Below are 22,849 nucleotides of genomic sequence, written 5' to 3'. Positions count from 1 at the left end.
TTGTAATCAAAAATCTAACATGCTGATGGTGTAAATAATAAAGTTTCTGTGATTGAATAAAAAATAACTCGCGTTGCTTATTGCAAATTATTAACTTTGCACGCTGTAGTTTAATCAGACCTTAAGTAAATCATTGAAGTTAATTACGAAATCTAATCGTTTAGAAACGAAAATATATAAGTATGTCAGTTGCTCAGGAAAGACGTAAAAAAGTCACCACTCATGTATTGAGTGAGATGAAAATGCGAAATGAAAAAATAGCCATGTTGACGGCATATGATTATTCACTCGCTAAAATTGTTGACAGTGCAGGTGTAGATGTCATATTGGTGGGTGATTCGGCCTCTAATGTAATGGCTGGATGGGAAACAACTTTACCGATTACACTAGATCAAATGATTTATCATGGTGCTTCAGTGGTGCGCGCTGTGCAGCGTTCGTTGGTGGTGGTTGACATGCCATTCGGAACCTATCAGGGCAACTCGAAAGAAGCCTTAACATCGGCTATTCGAATTATGAAGGAAACGGCAGCTGATGCCGTAAAGCTTGAAGGTGGTAAGGAGATTATTGAGTCGGTTGAGCGTATATTGTGTGCCGGTATTCCTGTTATGGGGCATTTGGGATTGACCCCCCAGTCGATTCACAAATTTGGTACTTATACCGTTCGTGCCAAGCAAGAAGAAGAGGCCAGAAAGCTAATTGAAGATGCTCATTTGTTAGAAGAAGCAGGTTGTTTTGGTATTGTGCTCGAGAAGATTCCAGCGGCATTAGCTGGTCAGGTGGCTAAAGAGGTGAAGATTCCAATCATCGGTATTGGAGCGGGTAACCAGGTTGATGGGCAAGTTTTAGTGTTGCACGATATGTTGGGTATTAACCAAGAGTTTTCACCGCGATTCTTACGTCGTTACCATAATTTATTTGCAGAGGTTAGTGGTGCCGTTGGTAACTACATTGAAGATGTTAAAAGTGTGGATTTTCCTAATGAGCGTGAACAGTACTAGGTTAGACGGAAGACTGGAGATAGAAGACTGGAGAACAAAAAATAGAATAGAAAAAATAATAAAGCTGTAAATCGCTACCCCGATAGTTATCGGAGGCTGGCGGCTAGCAGTCAGAGGCCAAGTAAAATGAAGAAACTAGATATACTATACGAAGATAACCACATTATTGCGGTTAATAAGTCAGCGTCGGATATTGTGCAGGGTGATAAAACGGGTGATGAAACGTTGAGTGATCGTGTAAAGGCTTATATCAAAAAGAAATATGATAAGCCAGGAGAGGTTTTTCTGGGCGTTGTTCACCGATTGGACAGGCCGGTAAGTGGAGTGGTGTTGTTTGCGCGTACCAGCAAAGCGTTGAGTCGTCTGAATAAGATGTTTCAGGAGAAGACAATTAAAAAGACTTATTGGGCTTTGGTAGCTGAGTTACCAACTGAAGATAGTGGTCGATTGAAGCACTATATATTAAAGAATTCGGAGAAAAATAAATCATATGCTTTTCCGAAGCCACGAAATGGAGCTAAAGAAGCTATTCTGAATTATCGATTAGTTTCCGGGCTAAAGAACTATTACATGTTAGAAGTTGACCTGGAAACAGGCCGCCATCATCAGATTCGTTGTCAATTAGCAAAGATTGGTTGCCCAATCCGTGGTGATTTAAAATATGGCTTCCCGCGCTCCAATAAAGATGGAAGTATCTCGCTTCATGCCCGCAAAATTGAGTTTGAACATCCGGTTAAGAAAGAGCCTATAACAATTATAGCTTCTACACCTGATACCGAGAACTTGTGGAAGGAATTTCGAAATGTGAATGGCTAAGAAAAGGCTGCTGGCTATTAGCTGTCAGCTTTCTTGATTAATCCTTCACCTACAAAGGATAAAGGCAGCAAATCTTTGCTGCTTTTTATTTTTTGTATAGATGAATGCCCAACCAGCAGTATATCGTAGGCTTTTTTAAACCTCAATTCTGTTTCCAGCATTACTTGCCGACACGCACCGCAGGGTGCAACGGGATTATCTAATACTCCATTTTTGTTTCTGGCGATGATGGCTATTGAAACAACCGGGCTGTCAGGATATTGAGCATTAGCATAGAAAATAGCGGTTCGCTCAGCACATAAGCCCGATGGGTAGGCGGCATTTTCTTGATTACTACCAGTTATGATTTCTCCATTTTCGAGCAGAACGGCAGCGCCAACATAAAATTCGGAGTAGGGCGCGTAGGCTTTATTGCAAGCTTCTTCAGCCTTTTGAAGTAAAATTTGCTCTTGTTGGCTTAATTCTTCCGACGACTCAAATACGTCAATGCTGGTGGTTAAGTTTAATTTCTTCATATGTTTTGAAAATGGGCACACAATATAGTGATTATGGGCGAACAGCGAAGTATAGATAATGAAAAAGGAGACCAATTGGTCTCCTTTAATATCCTTTGCTTAAAAAAATTAAGCGTTTGTAGCTTTCTTAACAATAGCTTTGAAAGCTTCCGGGTGGTTCATTGCCAGGTCAGCAAGAACTTTACGGTTGATTTCGATGTTTTGAGCGTGCAACATACCCATTAATTTGCTGTATGATACACCTTCCAAACGAGCTGCTGCGTTAATACGCTGAATCCATAATGCACGGAATGTGCTCTTTTTCTTCTTTCTGTCGCGGTAAGCGTATGAAAGACCTTTTTCGTATGCGTTTTTAGCAACTGTCCATACGTTTTTTCTACGTCCAAAGTAACCTTTGGTTTGCTTTAAAAGCTTTCTGCGTCGTTCTCTTGACGCTACATGATTTACTGATCTTGGCATTTTAAAATCATTTTCGAATGGTTAGCGCCCCCTTTGGGAATCTTCTTAGCTAATTCACTCTGGTTAAAAAAAATCTTTTCTTCTTCTCGTTGAAATTCGAATTACTTCATGTTCAATAATAGCTTGATGTTTGTTTCATCAGCTTTGTGAACAGTGCCAGCATAGGTCAAATTTCTCTTCTGCTTCGTTGTCTTCTTAGTTAAGATGTGACTTTTGAAAGCATGCTTCCTCTTGATTTTTCCGCTTCCGGTAATCGTAAAACGCTTTTTAGCACCGGAATTTGTCTTCATTTTTGGCATTATTCCTATATATTTAGTTATAAAAAATAAGCTATTTTTTCTTAGCGCTTACCTTTGGCGAGATAAACATCGTCATACGTTTACCTTCTAACTTAGGCAATTGCTCCACTTTGCCAATTTCCTCAAGATCCTGTGCAAAACGTAATAAAAGAATCTCACCTTTATCTTTAAAAAGAATTGAACGTCCTTTAAAGAATACATAGGCTTTTACTTTTGCACCTTCGCCAAGGAATTTCTCAGCATGTTTTAACTTAAACTGATAATCGTGATCGTCAGTATTTGGACCGAAACGAATTTCCTTAACAACAACTTTAACAGCTTTTGCTTTCAGCTCTTTTTGCTTGCGTTTTTGTTGATAAAGGAATTTTTGGTAATCCGTTATCTTACATACAGGTGGATCAGCATTTGGCGAAATTTCTACCAAATCCAAGTCCAACTCGTCAGCAATCTTAATGGCTTCCATTGTAGGGTATACGCCTGGATTCTCGATGTTATCTCCAACCAATCGTACTTGTGGTACCCTGATATTTCTGTTAATTCTGTGAGCAGGCTCCTGTTTTACCGGACGCACATGCCTTCTGTTTGGTCTAGCTATTGTTAAACCCTCCTTTGATTAATTAATACTTATTGTTCGATCTCAGAAAGCATTTTCTCTACTTCCTGATTGATAAAATCAACAAAATCTTGTTGAGTCATCGCTCCTTTATCTCCTTCTCCCTGCTTGCGAACGGCAATTTTGCCTTCCGCTGCTTCCTTTTCTCCTACGATCAGAAGGTATGGAATTCGCTTTAACTCATTGTCCCTTATCTTCTTACCGATTTTCTCATTACGGTCGTCAAGAACGGCACGAATATCGGAATTATTTAGGAAATTTAAAACTTTTTCTGCGTAATCATTATATTTTTCGCTGATAGGCAAAATGACCACTTGCTCAGGTGTTAACCATAATGGAAATTTACCGGCTGTGTGCTCAATCAATACCGCTACGAAACGTTCCATACTTCCAAACGGTGCGCGGTGAATCATCACTGGTCGGTGCTTCTGATTATCGCTACCAATGTATTCTAATTCGAAGCGCTCAGGTAAGTTGTAGTCCACCTGAATGGTTCCCAACTGCCATTTACGGCCTAAGGCATCTTTTACCATAAAGTCAAGCTTTGGACCGTAGAAAGCAGCTTCGCCATATTCAACTACCGCATTCATGTCTCTTTCTTCACAAGCTTCTATAATAGCTTGTTCAGCTTTGTTCCAGTTTTCTTCACTACCAATGTACTTAGAGTGATCGTTCTGGTCGCGCAAAGAAATTTGAGTAATAAACTCTTTAAAGTCTAATGCCTTAAAGATGTATAGTATAATGTCGATTACCTTTTTAAACTCGTCCTTCAATTGATCCGGGCGGCAGAATAAGTGAGCATCATCCTGAGTGAAACCACGTACCCTTGTTAACCCATGTAACTCACCGCTCTGCTCATAGCGATAAACGGTTCCGAATTCAGCAAAACGAATCGGCAGATCTTTGTAAGAACGAGGCTTGGTTTTGAAAATCTCACAGTGGTGAGGGCAGTTCATCGGTTTTAGCAAAAACTCTTCGCCTTCGGCCGGTGTGTTAATCGGCTGGAACGAGTCCTTACCATATTTGGCATAGTGACCAGATGTCACATATAATTCCTTGTTTCCAATATGAGGTGTGATAACAGGTTCGTAACCATATTTTACCTGTACGCGCTTTAAGAAATTTTCTAAGCGCTCACGTAGTTTGGCTCCTTTAGGCAACCATAATGGTAAACCCTGACCAACTTTTTGTGAGAAGGCAAATAGCTCCAACTCTTTACCGATTTTACGGTGGTCGCGTTTTTGGGCTTCTTCCAACATAACCAGGTATTCCTCAAGCATTTTAGCTTTAGGGAAAGAGATGGCATAGATACGCGTTAACTGCTTGCGCGTTTCATCACCACGCCAGTAGGCACCTGCCACGTTTAATAACTTAACCGCTTTAATTGGCGAAGTTGATGGTAAGTGCGGTCCGCGACATAAATCGGTAAAGTTACCTTGTTCGTAGAACGAAATAGTACCGTCTTCTAATTCATTGATCAATTCCAACTTGTACTCATCGTTCTTTTTAGTAAAGTAATCTAAAGCTTCCGCTTTTGATACCTCACTGCGTACGTAGGCATTTTTCTGACTGGCCAGCTCCTTGAATTTCTTTTCAATTTTAGGCAGGTCAGAATCTTTAATAACCGTATCGCCAGTATCTATATCGTAGTAAAAACCATTTTCGATGGTTGGACCAATACCAAATTTGGTACCCGGATAAAGCGCTTCTATGGCTTCAGCCATCAAGTGAGCTGATGAATGCCAGAATGCATGCTTCCCTTCCTCATCTTCCCATTTGTGCAATTTGATGCTTGCATCCGTGGTGATAGGGCGCGTTAAATCCATTAAGGTGTCGTTAACCGTAATTGATAAAACTTCTTTAGCCAATCGGGGGCTAATACTCTGCGCAATTTCTAAACCCGTTACGCCTGCTTCAAACTCTCTGACACTTTGGTCTGGAAAGGTAATTTTTATCATGCTCCTATTGCTTAGATTTTAAAAAACATGCAAAGATAAGTAAAACGCCTGAAAGCATTGATTGGATAGCGCTTTTTTTCGCGATAATTAAGGCTAATTTTAAAATGCTGTCAAATACCATTGTTTTATCGGCATTGAATTTGTTAGATTTGAACTTCGTTCATTGGAAACTGTTTAAAAATAAATAATTTATAGATGAAGTACTTAAGCATTTTATTGACATTGGTATTGATGTCGGGAATGGTATTTGCGCAAAAGCCGACCGTTTCACTGGAAGATATTACTGCGAAAGGTACATTTAACGCACGTTCGGTGCGCGGTGTACGCTCAATGGCAGATGGGATTCATTACACGACTCTTGAAGAGGGCAAGCGCATTGTGAAGTATCAGTATGCAACCGGTAAGAAGGTAGCAGATGTTTTTGACCTTGAAAAAGAGATGAAAGGCGAATTTGATATTGAGCGCATCGAAGGGTATGAGTTCAATGGCAATGAAACGAAAATTCTGATATACACCAATAGTGAGCATATTTACCGTCATTCGTTCAGAGCGAATTACTATGTATACGATATTCAGTATAATGAAATAAAGCCTTTGTCGGAAGACGGTAAACAGCAAATAGCTTCCTTTTCACCAAACGGCGAAATGGTGGCCTACGTGCGCGATAACGATTTGTTTTTGGCCAAGCTAAAGTTTGGAACTGAAAGTGCCATTACCGAGGATGGTGAGTTCAATAAAATTATTAATGGTATGCCTGACTGGGTGTATGAAGAAGAGTTTGGTTACAACAAAGCTTACGAATGGTCGCCCGATAGCAAAGAGATTGCGTTTGTGCGATTTGACGAGTCTAACGTGAAGGAGTTTGCATTTCCCGTGTACCAGGCTTCTTATCCTGATAATGAAGAAAATAGCTTATATCCGGGTTTGTATCAATATAAATATCCTAAAGCAGGAGAAGATAATTCAATTGTTAGTGTGCATGTTTTTAACATTAAAAATCGCACTACTAAAACAATGGATATTGGTACAGAAACCGATATTTATATTCCACGTGTTCGCTTTACGCAAGAAGAAGGTAAATTGGGTATCATCAAATTAAATCGTCATCAAAACTATTTGGAGCTGATGATTGCCAACACCAACTCCGGGGTTTGTAATACGGTGTTTACTGATAGAAACGAGCGTTATATCGAGCAGGATGTGTTGGATAACCTTCAGTTTTTGGAAGACAGAAAACACTTTGTGTATGTAGGGGAGTTAGATGGCTATAACCATATTCATTTGTTTACCATGGCTGGACGTAAAGTTCGTCAGATAACCAAAGGAGAGTGGGATGTAACCGATTATCTGGGTTACGATTCAAAAACACGCATGTTCTATTACCAGGCAGCAGCAAAGTCGCCAATGCAGCGCGAAGTATATGCCGTTCGCAATGACGGAAAAAAGAGCATGGCGTTCTCAACGGTTGAAGGAACGAACAAAGCCGTATTTAGCAAAGGCTTTAAATATTACATCAACTATTTATCCAATACTACAACGCCTACTTTAGTGACTTTGCACGATGGTAAAGGCAAGCAGATTCGCGTGTTGGAAGATAATAAAGCCCTAAAAGAGCGTGTGGCCCAGTTTGAGATAAGCCCGAAAGAATTCTTTACGTTTAAAACAAGCGAAGGTGTTGAGTTAAACGGGTGGATGGTGAAACCATTGAACTTCGATGCTTCTAAGCAATACCCTGTGTTGATGGTGCAGTATAGTGGACCAAATTCACAGCAGGTATTGGATAACTGGCGTATCGGCTGGGAGCAGTATTTAGCAGCCGAAGGTTATATGGTGGCGTGTGTCGATCCACGTGGTACTGGTGCCAGAGGCGAAGAGTTTCGTAAGTGTACCTATCGCAAACTGGGTAAATATGAGTCGGATGACCAGATTGAAGCGGCTAAATATTTAGGTTCATTGGATTATGTGGATGCCAAGCGAATTGGTATATGGGGCTGGAGCTTCGGTGGTTTTATGTCGTCGTTGTGTTTGAGCAAATCGGATGTATTTAAAATTGGTATCGCTGTTGCTCCGGTAACGAACTGGCGCTACTACGATTCGGTTTATACCGAGCGATATATGCGCAAGCCTCAGGAAAATGCCAACGGTTACGACGATAATAGCCCAATTAACCATGTAGATAACTTAAGTGGACGTTTGTTTTTAATTCATGGCACGGCCGATGATAATGTGCATTTCCAGAATGTGATGGAATATGTTGACCGTTTGGTGCAGGCTGGTAAGCAGTTCGATATGTTTGCCTATCCTAACCGTAATCACAGTATTTATGGAGGTAATGTGCGCAATCACTTGTATCGCATGAAAGCGGATTATATTTTTAGAAATTTATAAAAGATGTAATAGCTTTTAAATTATAAAGAAAAGGGCCGCACCTTTATTTGCAGTATTGCATTTAAAGATGCGGCCCTTTTTTACACTTTCTCTTCCCGTTTGTTTTAATACACATTAATGTGTCTCAGGAAACGGCAGACCGCCTGCAATAGCCAGTCGTATTTCGCTCAAAATGTATATTTCAACCTGCTGAAAGCGCATGGCTGTTACCGGACCATTGACTTTATTCACTTTCTTAACGAAGGTATTAAGCAACTTATCGTGTTGCTTTTTTATGGTCATGGTTTGCTTTAAAAACTGAGCCGCTTGTTCGTTGGTCAGATCGTCATATTTTTCGCCATAATCCATCAGTACGGCTAAGCGTTGTTGTCCTAATTCTTTTCGCTTGGTTTCATAGCTGTCGTATAACGTCCAAAAGGCGCTTTTTGTCGTTTCATCGGGTTGCACCACTTCGGCCATCAGGGCTTTTTTCTCCATACCAAAAATTGACTGAAAGTAATCGATTTCCTCTTTGGCCGACTGGGCCGATACACTGCTTAAACACAGCAGCAGCACAAACATTATTATGGTGTTTTTCATAGATTATCGTTTATTGATGTTTTACACGATACTTAATTAAGAAGGCATTTATCTTCGGTACTCTAACGTTTCTTATAGCTTTTTGTAATCAGAATACTCGTATACATCCTTTAATGGAACCATCTGACCAAATCCTTTTACATCCATTTTAAATGTTTCCTTCTTCAATTGGTAAATCTGCTCGGCCTCATTGTAGGTATAGTTCACAAGCAATGAAAATTTTTCAGCCTTTAGCGGCCAGTCTTTTAATGGCTTTTCATTTACAAATTCTGCTTTTTCAAGCTGTTTGGTCGATTTATTAATGAAGGCTTTGCCTTTACAATTAGCCAAAAAAACATATCGCTCGGGTAAGCCAGATTTAATGTACTTAAAGCTAATAACCAAATAATCCTTATCGTCGAGTTCGATATTCAAAGACGATTTATCAATTGTTTTATTAATACCCTTCTCTTTTATATTGAACCGTTTATTAAAGTCCCTAAGCTCTTTTTTCGATGGTTCATTACCATTATATTTTAGCAAAATCCAACGTTCGCGAACTTTCATTGTCGGATCAAACCTGGCTTTCTCCACATTGATTTCCGAATCCCAATCGGAAGTGATTGTAATATTAAATGCATATTGGCTATGAGATACTAAAATACTATTAGCAAGCTGTTCAATGGATAAATCATAATCTTTCAGTTTGCTATCCACTTCATTTTCCTGGGCCGTTATGCTTACCGAAATAAGCAGTAATAGGCCATAAAATAGTTTTTTCATAATTATAAGTTTAACGAATATGGTGCAGGTGTTTGTTATTCTTTAACTTCTAAAATTTCACTTGGTCGCCAGGTTTTCTCGATCCAGGGTTTCAGCGGGCCATATAAACGAAGTGCAACAAACCAGCTTTTTCCGGGTATGGTTTGTAGCCAGTTGTTGTCGTAGCCATCGGGAGCCTTTGGTCCAAAAAAGATATCGTAGGAGCCATCTTCATTTTGAAGCAGGCCTTCATCCTGGCTGCCTACCGAAGGAAGCACCTGATCGGTTTGCAGCATTGAGCGGGTTTGTGTATCATAGATGGTTAATGCCCAAAAATCTTTTGCCGGCGGGTTTTTAGGGATATGGATTTTATAAGTTTTTGATCCGTCCATCGGCAGCTTATTCTCATCAACATAGGCGATGGCATAATCAGAACCAACACCCGGAATTGTTACAGCCATAGCGGGTGTGACCGCCGTATAGGAGTAATGGAACATCACCCGGGCATCGGAGTTCATGGTTTTACCATCTTTGCCGTTAAAGAACACGTTCTTGTCTAAAAAGCCCATTATCCAGGCGCTGTTGGAATCTGGGAATACTTTAATGCCACTCATATTATCCACGCTGCCACTGGTTCTTGGATACCAAACGATGCTTCTGGCTGTTGCATTGCCGATAGCTACTGCATCAGTTAGTATGCGCTTCATTCTTTCATCCGGATTAAAAGGTTTTCCTTTTTCAATTCCAATTGAAGCCAGTAAACCACGGGTCTCTGCATCAATTAGATCTAAAGGCTCTTCCTGAATAACATCATTTAAGTGAACATAGAAATTAAAATCATTGTCGTGAATGGTGTTGAATGTTTTTCCACTCCCATTAATAAACTCCATGGCGGGGGGATTGTCTTTCTGACTCAAAGGATAAACCTTCATATTATCCTTGATATTTTTTACTGCTACGTCAAGGCCATTGGCAATGGAAGCTCTCATAAATGTCCACACTCTGTATGATGGAGAATTTACAATGAAATAATCGTCAGGCAGCTCTCCTTCATAATCCGGAGGTACCATTAAATACTGGCCTCCCCGGCCTTTATCAGGACCCATCGGGCCGATGTCGCATAAATACCTGAACCAAGCATCGTTAAAAGCCCCAAGCATGCCGGGTGGAATCTCCAGTACGACTGGTCCTGTCTCTTTTAGATTGAGATAAGGCGTTACGTAGAGTGTTGAAGTATTAGCCGTCAGAAATAAGGGTTTTGAATCCATTAAATTTTCTGTCATGATGACTTTATTAATGGCATTCACGCCTAACGCTTCAGGTCCTACCATAAGTTGGTGAACCGATGCTGCAGGAATTCCTTTTAAAAACACATCCACGCCTCTCATTCGATCCAGATTGTCATACACCAGTTCGGCTGTTTCAGGTAGTGGTGCCCCATCCAAAAACTTTAATTCACCGATAGAGGTTGATACATGATCCGGAGTGGTTATCCCCTCAGGGATATCTGTAGTTTGCTGATAGGTTGGGATATCTTGCTGTGTTGCCTGTTTCTCGGTACACGACCAAAGAATAATAGAACCAACAAGTGTTATGGCTAAAATCTTTTTATACATAGCTATGATTTTTTATTTACTTTTTAATCATTTGTGGTTTTACCCAATCTCCTGATAAGGTCTCAGGTTTCGGCAAATACAATCGCATTATAACTGAAAATGGTCCTTTGGGTGCAGGTAGCCAATTGGGTTCTTTTTCTTTGCCCGGTGATTCACTTTGAAAATAAAGGGTAAGTCCTCCGTCTTCGTCAAAAACGAAATCGTCCATCATAGGTGAATTGAGCAGGTAACGGTTAAGCGGGTTCTCCACGAGAAGGCTCGCCGGAAGCTCATACATGGTTAATGACCAAAAAGCATTTACAGGGGGCAATTGCCCCGGTTCAAAACGAAGGGTGTACTTGTTGGTACCGTTAAGGGGGGCATTTTCCGAATCGACATAATAGCCCGGGTAAATCGCTTCCTGGGCACTCGCTCCCCATATTCCCATCACAGCAGCTGCCATCCTGTAGCTGTAGTTGTTGTTAAGATGTTGTCTGGTGCCAAATATTTCTGCCGATCCTATTTCTCCAGCTTCTCCTTGAGATTTTATTACTGCAAAGTCTGCCCAGGCATCTGCAATCCCTTGTTTGATGGCTTTTTGGATCTCTGGTGAAAAATCATCCCAGTTGAATTCCTGACCGGCGCCGATACCAAGCTTGGCAAAGCGTTTCATTAATTCTTTTTCTGAAGGATGGGTAGGACAGAATTGCAGGAGATAGTTCAATTGCTCAAATACCTTTGGAGACGCTTTTATTTCATCCTGCGTCAACGGTTTAATGAATTGAATATCCGGAGCTGCTTGTGGTGCGGGTATATCAAGAAAAGAAGACAGTGGTTGAAGTTTATACCCCGATTGAATTTGCTTCACATTCTCAAGATCATTCGGATTGAAAAGTTGAGTTCTGTACACTGCCAACACCCATTCGGTTTCGGCAGGAATCAGCTTTTCGATACCATCGGGTATTTCGCCTATCCATTCCGGGCCGGCAATTAGAAAATGTCCACCACCATTACCCACGGTTCGCGTACCGATAAAGTCAAAATTATGGGTGTACATATCAATAAGCTGCACACTGAAATAGCGTCCTTCTTCAATTTCAGGAAGGGTAAGAACCATGGGTTCTGAACGCAGATCCAAGGCAGCAAAGCTATACGGCGTATCAGAATTTGCAGTCTGTATCGTACGGTCTTCATGGGTATATACCCTGGCCATATTGATCACTTTATTCCAGGGACCTTTGTAGTCCGGGCTGCTTTCATCGATGAAGTAATTGTAAAGGCCGCGATAGTGATCCACCATCGGGTTGGCATAGGTATAGGCTTCTTTGGCTATTTGTTGGACTTGTTCCGGGCTAAGGTTTGCTTGTTTTGAGTTACATCCGGCGATCACGATTAGAATGCCGGCACTAAATAATAAGAGCTTTTTCATAGGACATTAATGGGGTTATTTGTTAATTAAAAAGTTATGAATCACTTCGTATTAACAAATATACCCAACGGGCACAAGAGAAACTTAGACAGGGGTGTCAGGTTTTGGCACGATAGGGTGATAAAAGCGTGGTATCGCCTTATTTTTTAATGGCCAGGGTTGATTCAAGCGTAAGTGAGGCGCTGCACAGGCCCAGCGTGTTTTCCATTATTTCAATGGCCAGGTTAATCATGGAATCTTCAGTGAGTTGATGGGTGTTTAACCGGATGTACCAGGTATCTGTTAAGATGTGGTAGAATTGAATAATTTCCTGATCAGACTTATTGGTTTTAAAATGCGCTTTTATAAAAGGCAAGAGCAGGCGTATGGTGGCTTCATTGCTTTCCCGGTATAATTTGTAAAACGGCTCCACATCGCCATGTAGAAATAACTGTTGGTGAAAAAGTACGTTGTTTTTGTATTTGAATAAAACGGTGTAAAGATCTGGAATCAGCGTTTTAACAGTCTTTTGCAGATCGCATTGGCATTGTTGGCACTTATGTTGATGGAATTTTAAGAGTTCAGAAACGAGATAGTCTTTGTCGTCAAAGTGGTAATAGAAAGTGGCGCGGGGGAACTGTGCTTTTTCAGCCAGTGCCTTCAGGCTAAAATCGGGTCCGCTGTGAGCGAATTCGATATAGGCTGCTTCAAGCCACTTGTTGTATGTATCTCTACTTTTCATTATGGTTCTGTTGGTTAAGCCTAATATAAACAGAATTACCATAAAAAAGCTGTTATTCCAATAACTTTAGTTGAGATGAAGAAAGAAACGCTGATGTTTATTTATATATCTGGTCATGTTTATGAGTGCATCTCCTTGCACCTCCGACATGGATTTCAGATTTTGCATTCTGGACTTTTACTACTTCTTCAGCTCTTCTTTCAAATATTTAGCTGTATAGCTCTTTTTCTTGTGTGCTACCTCTTCTGGTGTCCCGGCTGCCATTAATTGACCACCAAAACGACCGCCATCAGGGCCTATGTCGATAATGTGGTCGGCTACCTTTATAACATCCAGGTTGTGCTCAATAACCAATACTGTGTTGCCTTTGGCTACCAGGCGCTGCAATACGTCCAATAATACGCGGATATCTTCAAAATGCAAGCCGGTGGTTGGCTCATCCAGTATATAGATGGTTTTACCCGTATCACGTTTGGCCAGTTCGGCGGCCAGTTTTACACGTTGACTTTCGCCACCTGAAAGTGTTGTAGAAGGCTGTCCCAAGGTGATGTAGCCCAGGCCTACATCCTGCAATGTTTTTAATATTTTCGAAAGCTTGGGAATATGCTGGAAGAATTCAACAGCCTGGTTGATTGTCATGTCCAGCACATCGCTGATGGACTTGCCTTTATACCTAACTTCGCAGGTCTCGCGGTTGTAACGTCGGCCTCCGCAATCGGGGCATTCGACCATCACATCGGGTAAAAAGTTCATTTCAATCACTTGCACACCGCCACCTTTACAGGTTTCGCAGCGTCCGCCAGCTACGTTAAACGAGAATCGACCTGGTTTGTAAGCGCGTATCTTTGATTCCGGCAGTTCGGCAAACAGTTTTCTTATTTCATCAAATATCTTGGTATAGGTCGCCGGGTTGGAGCGAGGCGTGCGTCCCAAAGGTTTTTGGTCAACATCAACCACCTTATCCAGGTGCTCCAGTCCTTCAACCGACTTGTAAGGAAGCGGGTCTTTCACCGAATTGTAAAAATGTTGGTTGAGAATAGGGTAGAGTGTTTCGTTAATCAAAGTTGATTTTCCACTACCCGAAACGCCTGTAACACATATAAGTTTTCCCAGTGGGAATTCAACATTAATACCTTGCAGGTTATGACCTGTAGCTCCTTTTATTATAATTGATTTACCATTTCCTTCCCGTCGTTGCTTAGGCGTTTCAATTTTTTTCTTACCCGTGAGGTAATCGGCCGTTAGCGAGTTGCTTTGCAATATTTGCATGGGTGTACCATGTGCCACAACTTCACCGCCATGGCGCCCGGCATGCGGCCCCATATCAACTACGTAGTCGGCTGCCATCATCATGTCGTGGTCGTGTTCAACTACTAACACACTGTTGCCTGTGTCGCGCAGTTGACAAAGCGAATCGATGAGGCGATGATTGTCACGCTGATGCAGTCCAATGCTTGGCTCGTCGAGTATGTATAATACATTAAGTAATTGAGAGCCAATCTGTGTGGCCAGCCTTATTCGCTGACTTTCGCCTCCCGAAAGCGTCATGGCGCTGCGGTTGAGCGACAGGTACTCTAATCCTACATTAATCAGAAAGCCCAGGCGATTGCGTATTTCTTTTAGAACTTCAAAGCCGATGGTTTTTTGTTTATCGCTCATGCGGTCTTCCAGTCCCTGAAACCATTCATGCAGCAAGCCCAAATCCATTTCGGCTAATTCGGCAATGTTCTTATTGTCAATTTTAAAATGAAGAGCTTCTTTGTTCAGGCGTTGTCCTCCGCATTCGGTACAAGTATTGTTCTTGATGAATTGGTTGGCCCATTTGCGGGCTTTCATCGATGTGTCGTTATCCTGTTGTTCGAGGATGTACTTGATAACGCCCTCAAAGCTCAAATAATAATTCGATGAGGAACCTAATGGTGTATTTTTCAAGGTCAATGGTTCGCTTGAGCCATGCAAAATGGTATCCATTGCCTCTTCCGGGATGTTTTTGATCGCCGTGTTTAGTGTAAAACCGTATTTTTCACCGATGGCTTCAATTTGCCAGAATATCAGGTTGTTTTTGTATTTGCCTAATGGTGCAATGCCGCCTTTTTTGATGGTTGAATTCGCATCGGGTACAATCTTATCAAAATCTACTTCGTCAACCGTGCCAAGACCTTTGCACTTGGGGCAGGCCCCTTGTGGCGAGTTAAATGAGAAGGAGTGAGGAGCCGGTTCGTTGTATGAAATGCCAGATGTGGGGCACATCAACTGCCGACTGAAAAAGCGTTGCTCATCGGTGTCCTTATCAATCAGCATCATAATGCCTTTACCGTGTTGCATAGCCAGTTTGATGCTTTCTTTCAATCGTTTAGTGTCTTTATCGGAAACAGCCACGCGATCGACCACCATCTCTATAAAATGAGTTTTATATCGATCCACTTTCATGCCGTGCACCACTTCTTGTATTTCACCATCGATGCGCACATGAATAAAGCCTTTTTTGCGGATTTGTTCAAACAGCTCTTTGTAATGTCCCTTTCGGCCTTTTACCAATGGCGCAGCAATGTATACCTTTCGGCCTTTAAATTGCTCAAGAATCAAATGTAGAATCTGGTCGTCGGTGTATTTGACCATTTTTTCACCTGTATTGTATGAGAAGGCTTCCCCGGCTCGGGCATAAAATAATCGAAGGAAATCATAAATCTCGGTGATGGTACCTACTGTTGAGCGAGGATTCTTACCGGTTGTTTTTTGCTCAATGGAGATAACAGGACTCAATCCGGTAATTTTGTCCACATCGGGGCGCTCCATGTTCCCCAGAAACTGACGGGCATAGGCCGAGAATGTTTCGATATAGCGGCGTTGGCCTTCGGCATAAATAGTATCAAATGCGAGGGATGATTTTCCGCTACCACTCAAGCCGGTTACAACAACGAGTTTGTTGCGCGGAATAGATACATCAATATTTTGAAGATTGTGCACGCGTGCGCCTAATACATCAATTTGCTCGGTTTCATCAACTTGCTCAATCGCTTGTGTTACTTCTTCCTTCATCCGCCAGATTATTGAAAATGGTTCAAGGTTTTTTCAGAAAAAACATCCAAAGATAATGAATAGTTCTGATGGGGCGAAAGGGTTTATTCGGAGTAATACTTGCGGAATAATACTGTTTACTAATCAAAATGCGCCTTTAAAGCGCTTAGCGGATTAGAGACTTGCAAAAAAAAAGCAACCTGGATTTAGATTGCTTTTCAATTGGTGATATAAAATTTTTATATGCTGTCTTTTTTTGCAATAGCTTTTTGCTCCATAAACTGCTTTGAGCTTAGAGGCAAAGCAATGCTATATGTTTTTTTGCTCGAATTGGTCAGATAAGCTTCACGCAACCAGGGGTTTAAATCCTTTAGTTCTTTGTAGGTAGTGCCGTGTTCAATGGCAAAATCAGCAAAGTTTTTAACACCTGTTTTTATTTCAAAATTAGTTATTTGAATTTCTGAATATAAATCCTCATGCTTGACATGGAAACCGTATTGCTCAGCATTGTTAAGGATTTCTTTGATGGCTAATATGCGATAGACGTAACGGCCTGTTTCCTCGCCTAAAAGTAAGTCGTAGTAACTTTTTGTTTTTTGGCGCTCTAACTGGCGATTAATGCCTGAACGACCAGCATTATAGGCGGCAGCAGCCAGTGTCCAGCTGCCATAGTGGTCATGCATTTTCTTTAAGTACTTGCAGGCTGCTTGTGTCGACTTTTCAATATGATAGCGTTCGTCAACTTCTTTGGTAACTTCCAGTCCATATTCACGTGCTGTGGCACGCATAAATTGCCAGAGACCAACAGCTCCGGCCGGTGATTTGGCGCGCGGCATAAAGCTGCTTTCTATTAGTGAAAGGTATTTAAAGTCATCAGGAACGCCCTGTTCTTTTAAAATAGGTTCAATAATTGGGAAATACCGATTGGCACGCTTGATAAATAAGATGGTTTGCGATTGCCAGTAAGTGTTAACAAGTAATTCACGGTCGAAACTTTCTTTTACATCGTAGCGTTGGATAGGTACTTCTTCCCCGGCAAAATTGACGGCGGCAGGTATGTCAAGCGATGAAATGGCATAGCTGTTTATGTTGGCTTCGGTCTCAACTTTTACTGTCGGCTCTGATGAGTGAATAAACAGTTGAGATACTAAAACTATAGCAATAATTGCTGTGGAAACAGATAATACTTTTGTGAAAAAATTCGCTTTCATAACCTCTCTCGTTCTCAAAATTGTCAATGGACACCAAAAATAATTTTTCGGTTAAACAAACCAAAAAGCGTGCCGCATTAGTTATTAACACTATGAATTTTTCTTAATGGTGGTAGGTTATAAGTAGTACGCCGGCGACCTAAAAATGTTTGCTTAAAAAGCAAAAAAAAGAGAGCCTCAACGACTCTCTTCTTGTGTTTTAGTTGATTACTGATTCAGGGTCAATAAATTGACCGTCTTTTTTTATTTCAAGATGGAGATGTGGACCAGTTGAGATACCGCTGCTGCCTAGTAAACCAATTATGTCTCCTTCTTTCACTTTCTGGCCTTCTTTTACTTTGTAGGCATTTAATTGTGAGTAAAGCGACGAGTAGCCGTCTTCATGGTCGATAATAACATAGCGTCCATAGCCTTTGCCTTCCACAAAATCGAGCTTGACAGTCCGAACGGTACCATCGCCAATGGCCAAAATGTTTGTATTAAATGGGGCGACATAATCAACGCCGTTGTGCTGCTTCATCTTTTTTGTAATCGGATGTTTACGCATGCCAAAGCCAGATGATATTTTGGTCAGTTGATCTTTTTTAATCGGAGAAGAAAACGATATCTCCTCATCTTTAGAAATATTGATACCTTTTGAAGGTGCGATAATTATTTGACGGGGATAAGCATTTTCAAGTTCCTTTATTGTTGTTGATGCTTTGGCATCAGGAGTTTTAAAGGCGTCAACTGTTACAGGATTGTAGACCCTGTCGTCATTTGGCCAATTATGTATTTCTTCTTCAGAAAATGTTGTAGTTGTTTGGCTTATTGTAGCTGAAGCAAATACAATTAATAAGGCCACTACAAATGGTAGAGTTACTAATAAGCGTTTAATCGGATTTGATTTATAATTTGCCATTTTTATTCGTTTTTTGATGAGTTGATATGAGAAAGGACTCATCAGAGGCGAAAAGTGTTGGGAGGCAGATTGTTGAATTACTAAGTTAAAATAATCTTTTACCGAGATGTTTTTTGTTGCATCATTATCTGCCTGAAATTCATGAACCTCTTCTAATGCCTTTCGATACAAATAAATAAACGGGTTCATCCAAAAGACAATAAGCATTAGTTCCATCAAAAGCCGATCGAGCGAATGTTTGTGCTTCAGGTGACTTAATTCGTGGTTAACAATACTGTTGCCATTGGGCGAACGCCAAACAGCTTGGGAAATGAAGATATAACGAAAGAAAGAAAAGGTATAGTGCTGGTTAAAAAGCACCAGCGTAAAATTTTGATGTGTTATTTTTTCATTGGCATCAATGGTTTTCCAAAGTTGTGTAATATGCTTTATAAATCTGAACAGAACAATCAATGAAACAGCTGCAGGTAACAACCACCAGTAATCCATCAAAGAGTTTTTAGTGCTTTCAATCAGTGGAATAATTGCTGACTCTTCGGTAAAAATAAACTGATTGACGGTTGATTGTACAGTTGTAAAAATGGTGGCTTGCTCACTGCCATTGGTGTTGATATTTATCTTTATTAGTGGGAAGAGATAACTAAACAGAAGGCTAATTAACAAATAGAAACGGTTAAACGTAAAGAACGATTCTTTGCGAAATAGCCACAAGAACAGCAGATAGAAAATGCCTGAAGCTACAGTGCTTTTTAGCAGGTATAAAACAAGTGTTTCCATCATTTTTTCTTTTCAGTTATTTGTTGATCAATCAGAGCTTTTAGCTCTTCCAGTTCAGAAACAGATAGGTCGCTTTCTTTAGTAAAGAAAGAGGCAAATTGCTGCTGCGAATTATTAAAAAAGTTTTGAACCAGGTTTTTCATATACTTCTTTGAGTAATCCGTTTTCTTAATAAGTGGATAGTACTCATTTACTTTTCCGTATGTGTTAAAACCAATGGCTTTTTTCTTAACCAATACCCGTACAACAGTTGATACGGTTGTGTAAGCTGGGCGCGGCTCCGGATATTGTTCAACAATATCTTTTAAAAACCCTTTTTCAATATGCCACAGGTACTGCATTACCTGTTCTTCTGCTTTCGTTAATTCTATCATTTTCCCAAAATGTTTGCTGCAAATATATAACTATAAAAGTAGTCACCAAATTATTTTACTAGTTTTATTACTATATTTATAGTCATAAAACATAATAGCATTATAAATAAGCCTTTATGTGTTGATATCCTATGTTGGTGCTTCTATTTGTTAATCGTTAATATATTTAATACATTAATGCCTCTTAATAATCAATCAATGACCAATCATCAGTACGATATCGAATTAATTGTCAAAGCTGCAATTGAACCTACTGTTGTGTTTGAAAATCAAGGCTATGATGCGGTTCTGATAAACGATAAAGCGATAGAGTTTTTTAGTTTGTCAGAGGATGCGGGGTATACTTTACGTCATTTTTGCACTCGTGCCGATTTATTTAATATGAAAGCTGCTACAGCTGTTTTTAATGACCTCAAGTATAATGATTCAATATTGATTGATTGGCCGGTGCGTTTAGGTAAGGTACGGTGGTTATCTGCCTATATTGAATTGATTCAAAGCAGTGGGAATGATTATGTAGTGGTTGTTTTTCGCAATAACACTTTAGCGAAAGAGAGTTTGCTAAAGCTCGATAATATGGTAGTATATCGGGAAATGCTTGATCAACTTCTGGCCTATAATACTAATGTTAATGTTGAAGAAATACCGGCAATTATCGACCAGTCGTTAAAAATGGTCGGCAATTATTTTTTGTGCGACAGAAGTTATGTGTTCGAATACAGCGAAGACTTAAAGTTTAAAAGCAATATTAATGAATGGTGTGCGCCGGGCATTGAGCCATACATTGAAGATTTACAGAATATTCCTATTAACTCATTTCCTTATCTGAAAAAAAAGCTGCTGAAAATGGAATTGGTTTGTGTTGATGAAATCAATGCTTTGCCCGAAGAAGCTATTGAAGAGCGAGAAGAGTTTGCCAAAGAAGGTATTCAATCGATTTTACTGATTCCCTTTAGTGAAGGAGAAAAACCAATTGGTTTTATTGGATTGGATTATGTGCACATGCAGAAGCAATGGTCTGAAAGTGAGGTGTCTAATTTGAAGTTATTAGCACGTACTTTTGCTAATTTATTGGTTCGTGTTCGTAACGAACGGCAGATTGTAGACAATAAAAATATGTATCAGACCCTATTTGAAGCAGCTAATGAAGGAATTCTGATTTTTAAAAATAATGTGTGTATTGATGCCAATAACAAAGCTTTGGATGAGTTGCATTGCTCATTAAAACAACTGCTTGGCAAAAGTCTTGTTGAGTTGTCGGCCACTAGTCAGGCAAACGAAAAGTCACCAGCATATGCGAATGTTTACCTAACAGAAGCCGAAAGAGGAAGTCCTCAGAATGTAGAGTGGCGCATTAAGCGATTTGATACAACCGAGTTTGAGGCCGAGTTGGGCTTAAATAGTTTTCAGCAAGGTGATAATGTGTTGGTAATCGTTATTTTCAGAGATGTCAGTGAGCACAAACGCACAGTTAGTAATTTGATTGATAATCAACGTTTGTTGCGAAAAGAGATTGACAATATTGTACATCCACTGGTAGATGCCAATGAAATAACTTTGCTCGATGTTTTTGATGTGGAGCAATTGCAAAAAATGCAGGATGCTTTCTCTTTCGCTACAGGAATCTCATCTCTGATAACCGATATCAATGGAGAGCCGATTACCCAGATGTCCTTTTCAAATCGTATTTGTGAAAAAGTACGTTCAACAGAAACAGGGCAACAGATGTGTATGAAAAGTGGAAGGGAGCTAGGTGAGCGAGCCAAAAAAGTGTTACGACCCGTTTCTAGCCCATGCCAATCGTGTGGTTTTATAGATGCTGCATCGCCAATAATTGTGGATGGCAAACATATTGGGAATTGGTTAATTGGACAAGTGCGACCAAACGATTTGGATGTAAAACATTTGCTTGAATATACGCGCAGTTTAAACCTGGATGATGAAGGTATTATTGATGATTTTAAAGAGATGGTGCAGGTAGCACCCGATAATTTTAAAAAAATACTAAATCTATTGAATGTGCTTACGATTGAGTTGTCGGCTTTAGGTTATAAAAACCTGAAGTTGGCCAAAGCGGTTAGCGAGCATCTAGACATGGAAAAGGAGTTGCGACAATCGAAGCAAGAAGCAGAAGAAAGTGACCGACTTAAATCAGCTTTTTTGGCCAACCTATCTCACGAGATTCGAACGCCAATGAATGGTATTGTTGGGTTTTCAGAACTCCTGCAATACGATGGGTTAACACCTGATGATCGTCGGGAATACGTGCGATTGATTCATCAAAGCTCCAGTCAGTTATTAAATATTATCAACGACATTATCGATATTTCCAAGATTGAATCCGGTCAAATAGATGTGCATGCAGGGTATCTCGATTTGGTTAGCTTAGGCGCTGATCTGCAGGCTTTCTTCGATGATCTGGCCGCAGATAAAGGTATTGAATTAAAATTTGAGTCAAACGAATTAAGTGAATTTGAAATATATTCAGATGAAGTGAAATTACGGCAGGTTTTGACTAACCTAATTTCAAATGCGATAAAATTTACAGCCAATGGACACGTTGTTTTTGGCTATGAAGTATTGAAGAGTTCCGAGATTGAGCTCTTTGTTCAGGATTCGGGTATTGGCATTGATACTAATGACGTGGAGTTTATCTTCGATCGATTTTGGCAGGCCAAAGATTCGGACGTTAAAAAAGGAGGGACCGGATTGGGCTTAGCCATTACCAAAGCGTATGTTGAGCTGCTTGGCGGGCATATTAATGTGGAGTCACAGCGCGATGTTGGAACACGTTTTAGTTTTGTGATTCCCAAAGAACTCAAATAAAAAAAGAGAAGCACGTTATGAACTTCTCTTTCTATATGGTTTGTAAATTTTCTTTACACAATACCTGCAAATCCCATAAAAGCCAAAGCTAAAAGACCTGCAACAACTAAGGCAATTGGAGTGCCTTTCATGCCTTTCGGAATATCCATTAAATCCAGTTGCTCACGAATACCAGCAAAAGTGATTAATGCTAATCCAAAACCAATGGCATTAGCAATGGCAAATACAACCGACTCAACAATGTTAAAATCTTTCTGAATCGTCATAATGGCCACACCTAAAATTGCACAGTTGGTGGTAATCAATGGTAAGAATACACCTAATGCCTGATATAATGGCGGGCTAACTTTCTTTAAAATAATCTCTACCAGCTGCACTAATGATGCAATAACCAGAATAAATGAGATGGTCTGAAGATAACCTACTCCAAATGGTTCCAGAACTGTTTTTTGAAGAAAGAACGTTACGATGGTAGCAATGACCATAACGAAAGTAACGGCACCAGTCATCCCAATACCTGTCGAAATCTTTTTAGAAACACCTAAAAACGGACAAATACCTAAGAACTGGCTTAATACAATGTTGTTAACAAAGATGGCCGATATTACAATTAATACATATTCCATAG

General features: G+C 40.3%; 19 protein-coding genes. 4 read left to right on the top strand and 15 right to left on the bottom strand.

What is annotated here, in order from left to right:
- The first annotated feature begins 182 nt into the window (after nt 1-182).
- Together panB and J1N10_RS08940 are read left to right on the top strand one after the other, a co-directional pair.
- Nucleotides 183-1,001: a 3-methyl-2-oxobutanoate hydroxymethyltransferase gene (gene panB, locus J1N10_RS08945; protein WP_262326355.1), complete on the top strand. Its 819-nt coding sequence runs from the start codon at nt 183-185 to the stop codon at nt 999-1,001.
- A 126-nt stretch (nt 1,002-1,127) separates the two neighbouring features.
- The gene (locus J1N10_RS08940; protein ID WP_262326354.1) at nt 1,128-1,817 is read left to right on the top strand and encodes an RluA family pseudouridine synthase; all 690 of its coding nucleotides are present in this window, start codon (nt 1,128-1,130) and stop codon (nt 1,815-1,817) included.
- 17 nt (nt 1,818-1,834) lie between these two features.
- Here J1N10_RS08940 and cdd read toward each other — a convergent pair whose 3' ends face one another.
- From cdd to thrS, 5 genes are all read right to left on the bottom strand, one after another.
- Nucleotides 1,835-2,332 (bottom strand): cytidine deaminase, encoded by a 498-nt coding sequence (gene cdd, locus J1N10_RS08935; protein ID WP_262326353.1) that lies wholly within the window; start codon nt 2,330-2,332, stop codon nt 1,835-1,837.
- Between the two features lie 108 nt (nt 2,333-2,440).
- The gene (gene rplT, locus J1N10_RS08930; RefSeq protein ID WP_200464278.1) at nt 2,441-2,791 is read right to left on the bottom strand and encodes a 50S ribosomal protein L20; all 351 of its coding nucleotides are present in this window, start codon (nt 2,789-2,791) and stop codon (nt 2,441-2,443) included.
- Between the two features lie 101 nt (nt 2,792-2,892).
- Nucleotides 2,893-3,081: a 50S ribosomal protein L35 gene (gene rpmI / locus J1N10_RS08925; RefSeq protein ID WP_425305778.1), complete on the bottom strand. Its 189-nt coding sequence runs from the start codon at nt 3,079-3,081 to the stop codon at nt 2,893-2,895.
- 40 nt (nt 3,082-3,121) lie between these two features.
- Entirely contained in the window at nt 3,122-3,661 is a 540-nt protein-coding gene (gene infC / locus J1N10_RS08920) for a translation initiation factor IF-3 (RefSeq protein WP_262326352.1), read from the bottom strand.
- Between the two features lie 53 nt (nt 3,662-3,714).
- The gene (gene thrS / locus J1N10_RS08915; RefSeq protein WP_262326351.1) at nt 3,715-5,661 is read right to left on the bottom strand and encodes a threonine--tRNA ligase; all 1,947 of its coding nucleotides are present in this window, start codon (nt 5,659-5,661) and stop codon (nt 3,715-3,717) included.
- A gap of 195 nt (nt 5,662-5,856) precedes the next feature.
- Here thrS and J1N10_RS08910 point away from each other — a divergent pair, with 195 nt between their 5' ends.
- Nucleotides 5,857-8,049 (top strand): S9 family peptidase, encoded by a 2,193-nt coding sequence (locus tag J1N10_RS08910; protein ID WP_262326350.1) that lies wholly within the window; start codon nt 5,857-5,859, stop codon nt 8,047-8,049.
- 114 nt (nt 8,050-8,163) lie between these two features.
- On the opposite strand, the gene J1N10_RS08905 is transcribed toward J1N10_RS08910, so the two are convergent.
- The 9 genes from J1N10_RS08905 to J1N10_RS08865 all read right to left on the bottom strand — a co-directional run bounded on the left by J1N10_RS08905 (nt 8,164) and on the right by J1N10_RS08865 (nt 19,395).
- Complete coding sequence (locus J1N10_RS08905; protein WP_262326349.1) at nt 8,164-8,628, bottom strand: hypothetical protein; 465 nt, start codon at nt 8,626-8,628, stop codon at nt 8,164-8,166.
- A gap of 72 nt (nt 8,629-8,700) precedes the next feature.
- The gene (locus J1N10_RS08900) at nt 8,701-9,390 is read right to left on the bottom strand and encodes a hypothetical protein (protein WP_262326348.1); all 690 of its coding nucleotides are present in this window, start codon (nt 9,388-9,390) and stop codon (nt 8,701-8,703) included.
- A gap of 35 nt (nt 9,391-9,425) precedes the next feature.
- Nucleotides 9,426-10,985 carry a DUF1254 domain-containing protein gene (locus tag J1N10_RS08895; RefSeq protein ID WP_262326347.1) on the bottom strand — a complete coding sequence of 520 codons (1,560 nt, stop codon included), beginning with the start codon at nt 10,983-10,985 and terminating at the stop codon, nt 9,426-9,428.
- A gap of 16 nt (nt 10,986-11,001) precedes the next feature.
- Nucleotides 11,002-12,354 carry a DUF1254 domain-containing protein gene (locus J1N10_RS08890; RefSeq protein WP_262326346.1) on the bottom strand — a complete coding sequence of 451 codons (1,353 nt, stop codon included), beginning with the start codon at nt 12,352-12,354 and terminating at the stop codon, nt 11,002-11,004.
- Between the two features lie 178 nt (nt 12,355-12,532).
- Complete coding sequence (locus J1N10_RS08885; protein ID WP_262326345.1) at nt 12,533-13,114, bottom strand: TetR/AcrR family transcriptional regulator; 582 nt, start codon at nt 13,112-13,114, stop codon at nt 12,533-12,535.
- 180 nt (nt 13,115-13,294) lie between these two features.
- Nucleotides 13,295-16,153: an excinuclease ABC subunit UvrA gene (uvrA, locus tag J1N10_RS08880; RefSeq protein WP_262326344.1), complete on the bottom strand. Its 2,859-nt coding sequence runs from the start codon at nt 16,151-16,153 to the stop codon at nt 13,295-13,297.
- Nucleotides 16,154-16,371: 218 nt separating this feature from the next.
- Nucleotides 16,372-17,343, bottom strand: a complete 972-nt coding sequence (locus J1N10_RS08875) for a lytic transglycosylase domain-containing protein (protein ID WP_262326343.1) — start codon at nt 17,341-17,343, stop codon at nt 16,372-16,374.
- Between the two features lie 199 nt (nt 17,344-17,542).
- Entirely contained in the window at nt 17,543-19,024 is a 1,482-nt protein-coding gene (locus J1N10_RS08870; protein WP_262326342.1) for a peptidoglycan DD-metalloendopeptidase family protein, read from the bottom strand.
- The gene (locus J1N10_RS08865) at nt 19,021-19,395 is read right to left on the bottom strand and encodes a BlaI/MecI/CopY family transcriptional regulator (protein ID WP_262326341.1); all 375 of its coding nucleotides are present in this window, start codon (nt 19,393-19,395) and stop codon (nt 19,021-19,023) included. The genes J1N10_RS08870 and J1N10_RS08865 overlap by 4 nt, the downstream gene beginning before the upstream one ends.
- Nucleotides 19,396-19,593: 198 nt before the next feature.
- Between J1N10_RS08865 and J1N10_RS08860 the strand changes: the two genes are divergently transcribed.
- Complete coding sequence (locus J1N10_RS08860; protein ID WP_262326340.1) at nt 19,594-22,221, top strand: PocR ligand-binding domain-containing protein; 2,628 nt, start codon at nt 19,594-19,596, stop codon at nt 22,219-22,221.
- Nucleotides 22,222-22,274: 53 nt separating this feature from the next.
- Here J1N10_RS08860 and rsxA read toward each other — a convergent pair whose 3' ends face one another.
- Nucleotides 22,275-22,847 carry an electron transport complex subunit RsxA gene (rsxA, locus tag J1N10_RS08855; protein WP_262326339.1) on the bottom strand — a complete coding sequence of 191 codons (573 nt, stop codon included), beginning with the start codon at nt 22,845-22,847 and terminating at the stop codon, nt 22,275-22,277.
- Nucleotides 22,848-22,849 lie beyond the last annotated feature (2 nt).

Origin of the sequence: Carboxylicivirga litoralis (genome assembly GCF_025499605.1) — a bacterium.
Classification (GTDB): domain Bacteria; phylum Bacteroidota; class Bacteroidia; order Bacteroidales; family Marinilabiliaceae; genus Carboxylicivirga; species Carboxylicivirga litoralis.
This window is presented reverse-complemented; position numbering and strand designations above follow the sequence as displayed.

Bases quoted from the DNA above. Each gene is read 5' to 3' on its own strand.
- J1N10_RS08875 (WP_262326343.1), bottom strand. From the start codon at position 17,343: ATGAAAGCGAATTTTTTCACAAAAGTATTATCTGTTTCCACAGCAATT.
- J1N10_RS08885 (WP_262326345.1), bottom strand. From the start codon at position 13,114: ATGAAAAGTAGAGATACATACAACAAGTGGCTTGAAGCAGCCTATATC.
- panB (WP_262326355.1), top strand. From the start codon at position 183: ATGTCAGTTGCTCAGGAAAGACGTAAAAAAGTCACCACTCATGTATTG.
- uvrA (WP_262326344.1), bottom strand. From the start codon at position 16,153: ATGAAGGAAGAAGTAACACAAGCGATTGAGCAAGTTGATGAAACCGAG.
- J1N10_RS08940 (WP_262326354.1), top strand. From the start codon at position 1,128: ATGAAGAAACTAGATATACTATACGAAGATAACCACATTATTGCGGTT.
- J1N10_RS08865 (WP_262326341.1), bottom strand. From the start codon at position 19,395: ATGATAGAATTAACGAAAGCAGAAGAACAGGTAATGCAGTACCTGTGG.
- J1N10_RS08900 (WP_262326348.1), bottom strand. From the start codon at position 9,390: ATGAAAAAACTATTTTATGGCCTATTACTGCTTATTTCGGTAAGCATA.
- J1N10_RS08905 (WP_262326349.1), bottom strand. From the start codon at position 8,628: ATGAAAAACACCATAATAATGTTTGTGCTGCTGCTGTGTTTAAGCAGT.
- J1N10_RS08910 (WP_262326350.1), top strand. From the start codon at position 5,857: ATGAAGTACTTAAGCATTTTATTGACATTGGTATTGATGTCGGGAATG.
- J1N10_RS08895 (WP_262326347.1), bottom strand. From the start codon at position 10,985: ATGTATAAAAAGATTTTAGCCATAACACTTGTTGGTTCTATTATTCTT.
- J1N10_RS08860 (WP_262326340.1), top strand. From the start codon at position 19,594: ATGACCAATCATCAGTACGATATCGAATTAATTGTCAAAGCTGCAATT.
- rsxA (WP_262326339.1), bottom strand. From the start codon at position 22,847: ATGGAATATGTATTAATTGTAATATCGGCCATCTTTGTTAACAACATT.
- J1N10_RS08870 (WP_262326342.1), bottom strand. From the start codon at position 19,024: ATGATGGAAACACTTGTTTTATACCTGCTAAAAAGCACTGTAGCTTCA.
- cdd (WP_262326353.1), bottom strand. From the start codon at position 2,332: ATGAAGAAATTAAACTTAACCACCAGCATTGACGTATTTGAGTCGTCG.
- rplT (WP_200464278.1), bottom strand. From the start codon at position 2,791: ATGCCAAGATCAGTAAATCATGTAGCGTCAAGAGAACGACGCAGAAAG.
- rpmI (WP_425305778.1), bottom strand. From the start codon at position 3,081: ATGAAGACAAATTCCGGTGCTAAAAAGCGTTTTACGATTACCGGAAGC.
- thrS (WP_262326351.1), bottom strand. From the start codon at position 5,661: ATGATAAAAATTACCTTTCCAGACCAAAGTGTCAGAGAGTTTGAAGCA.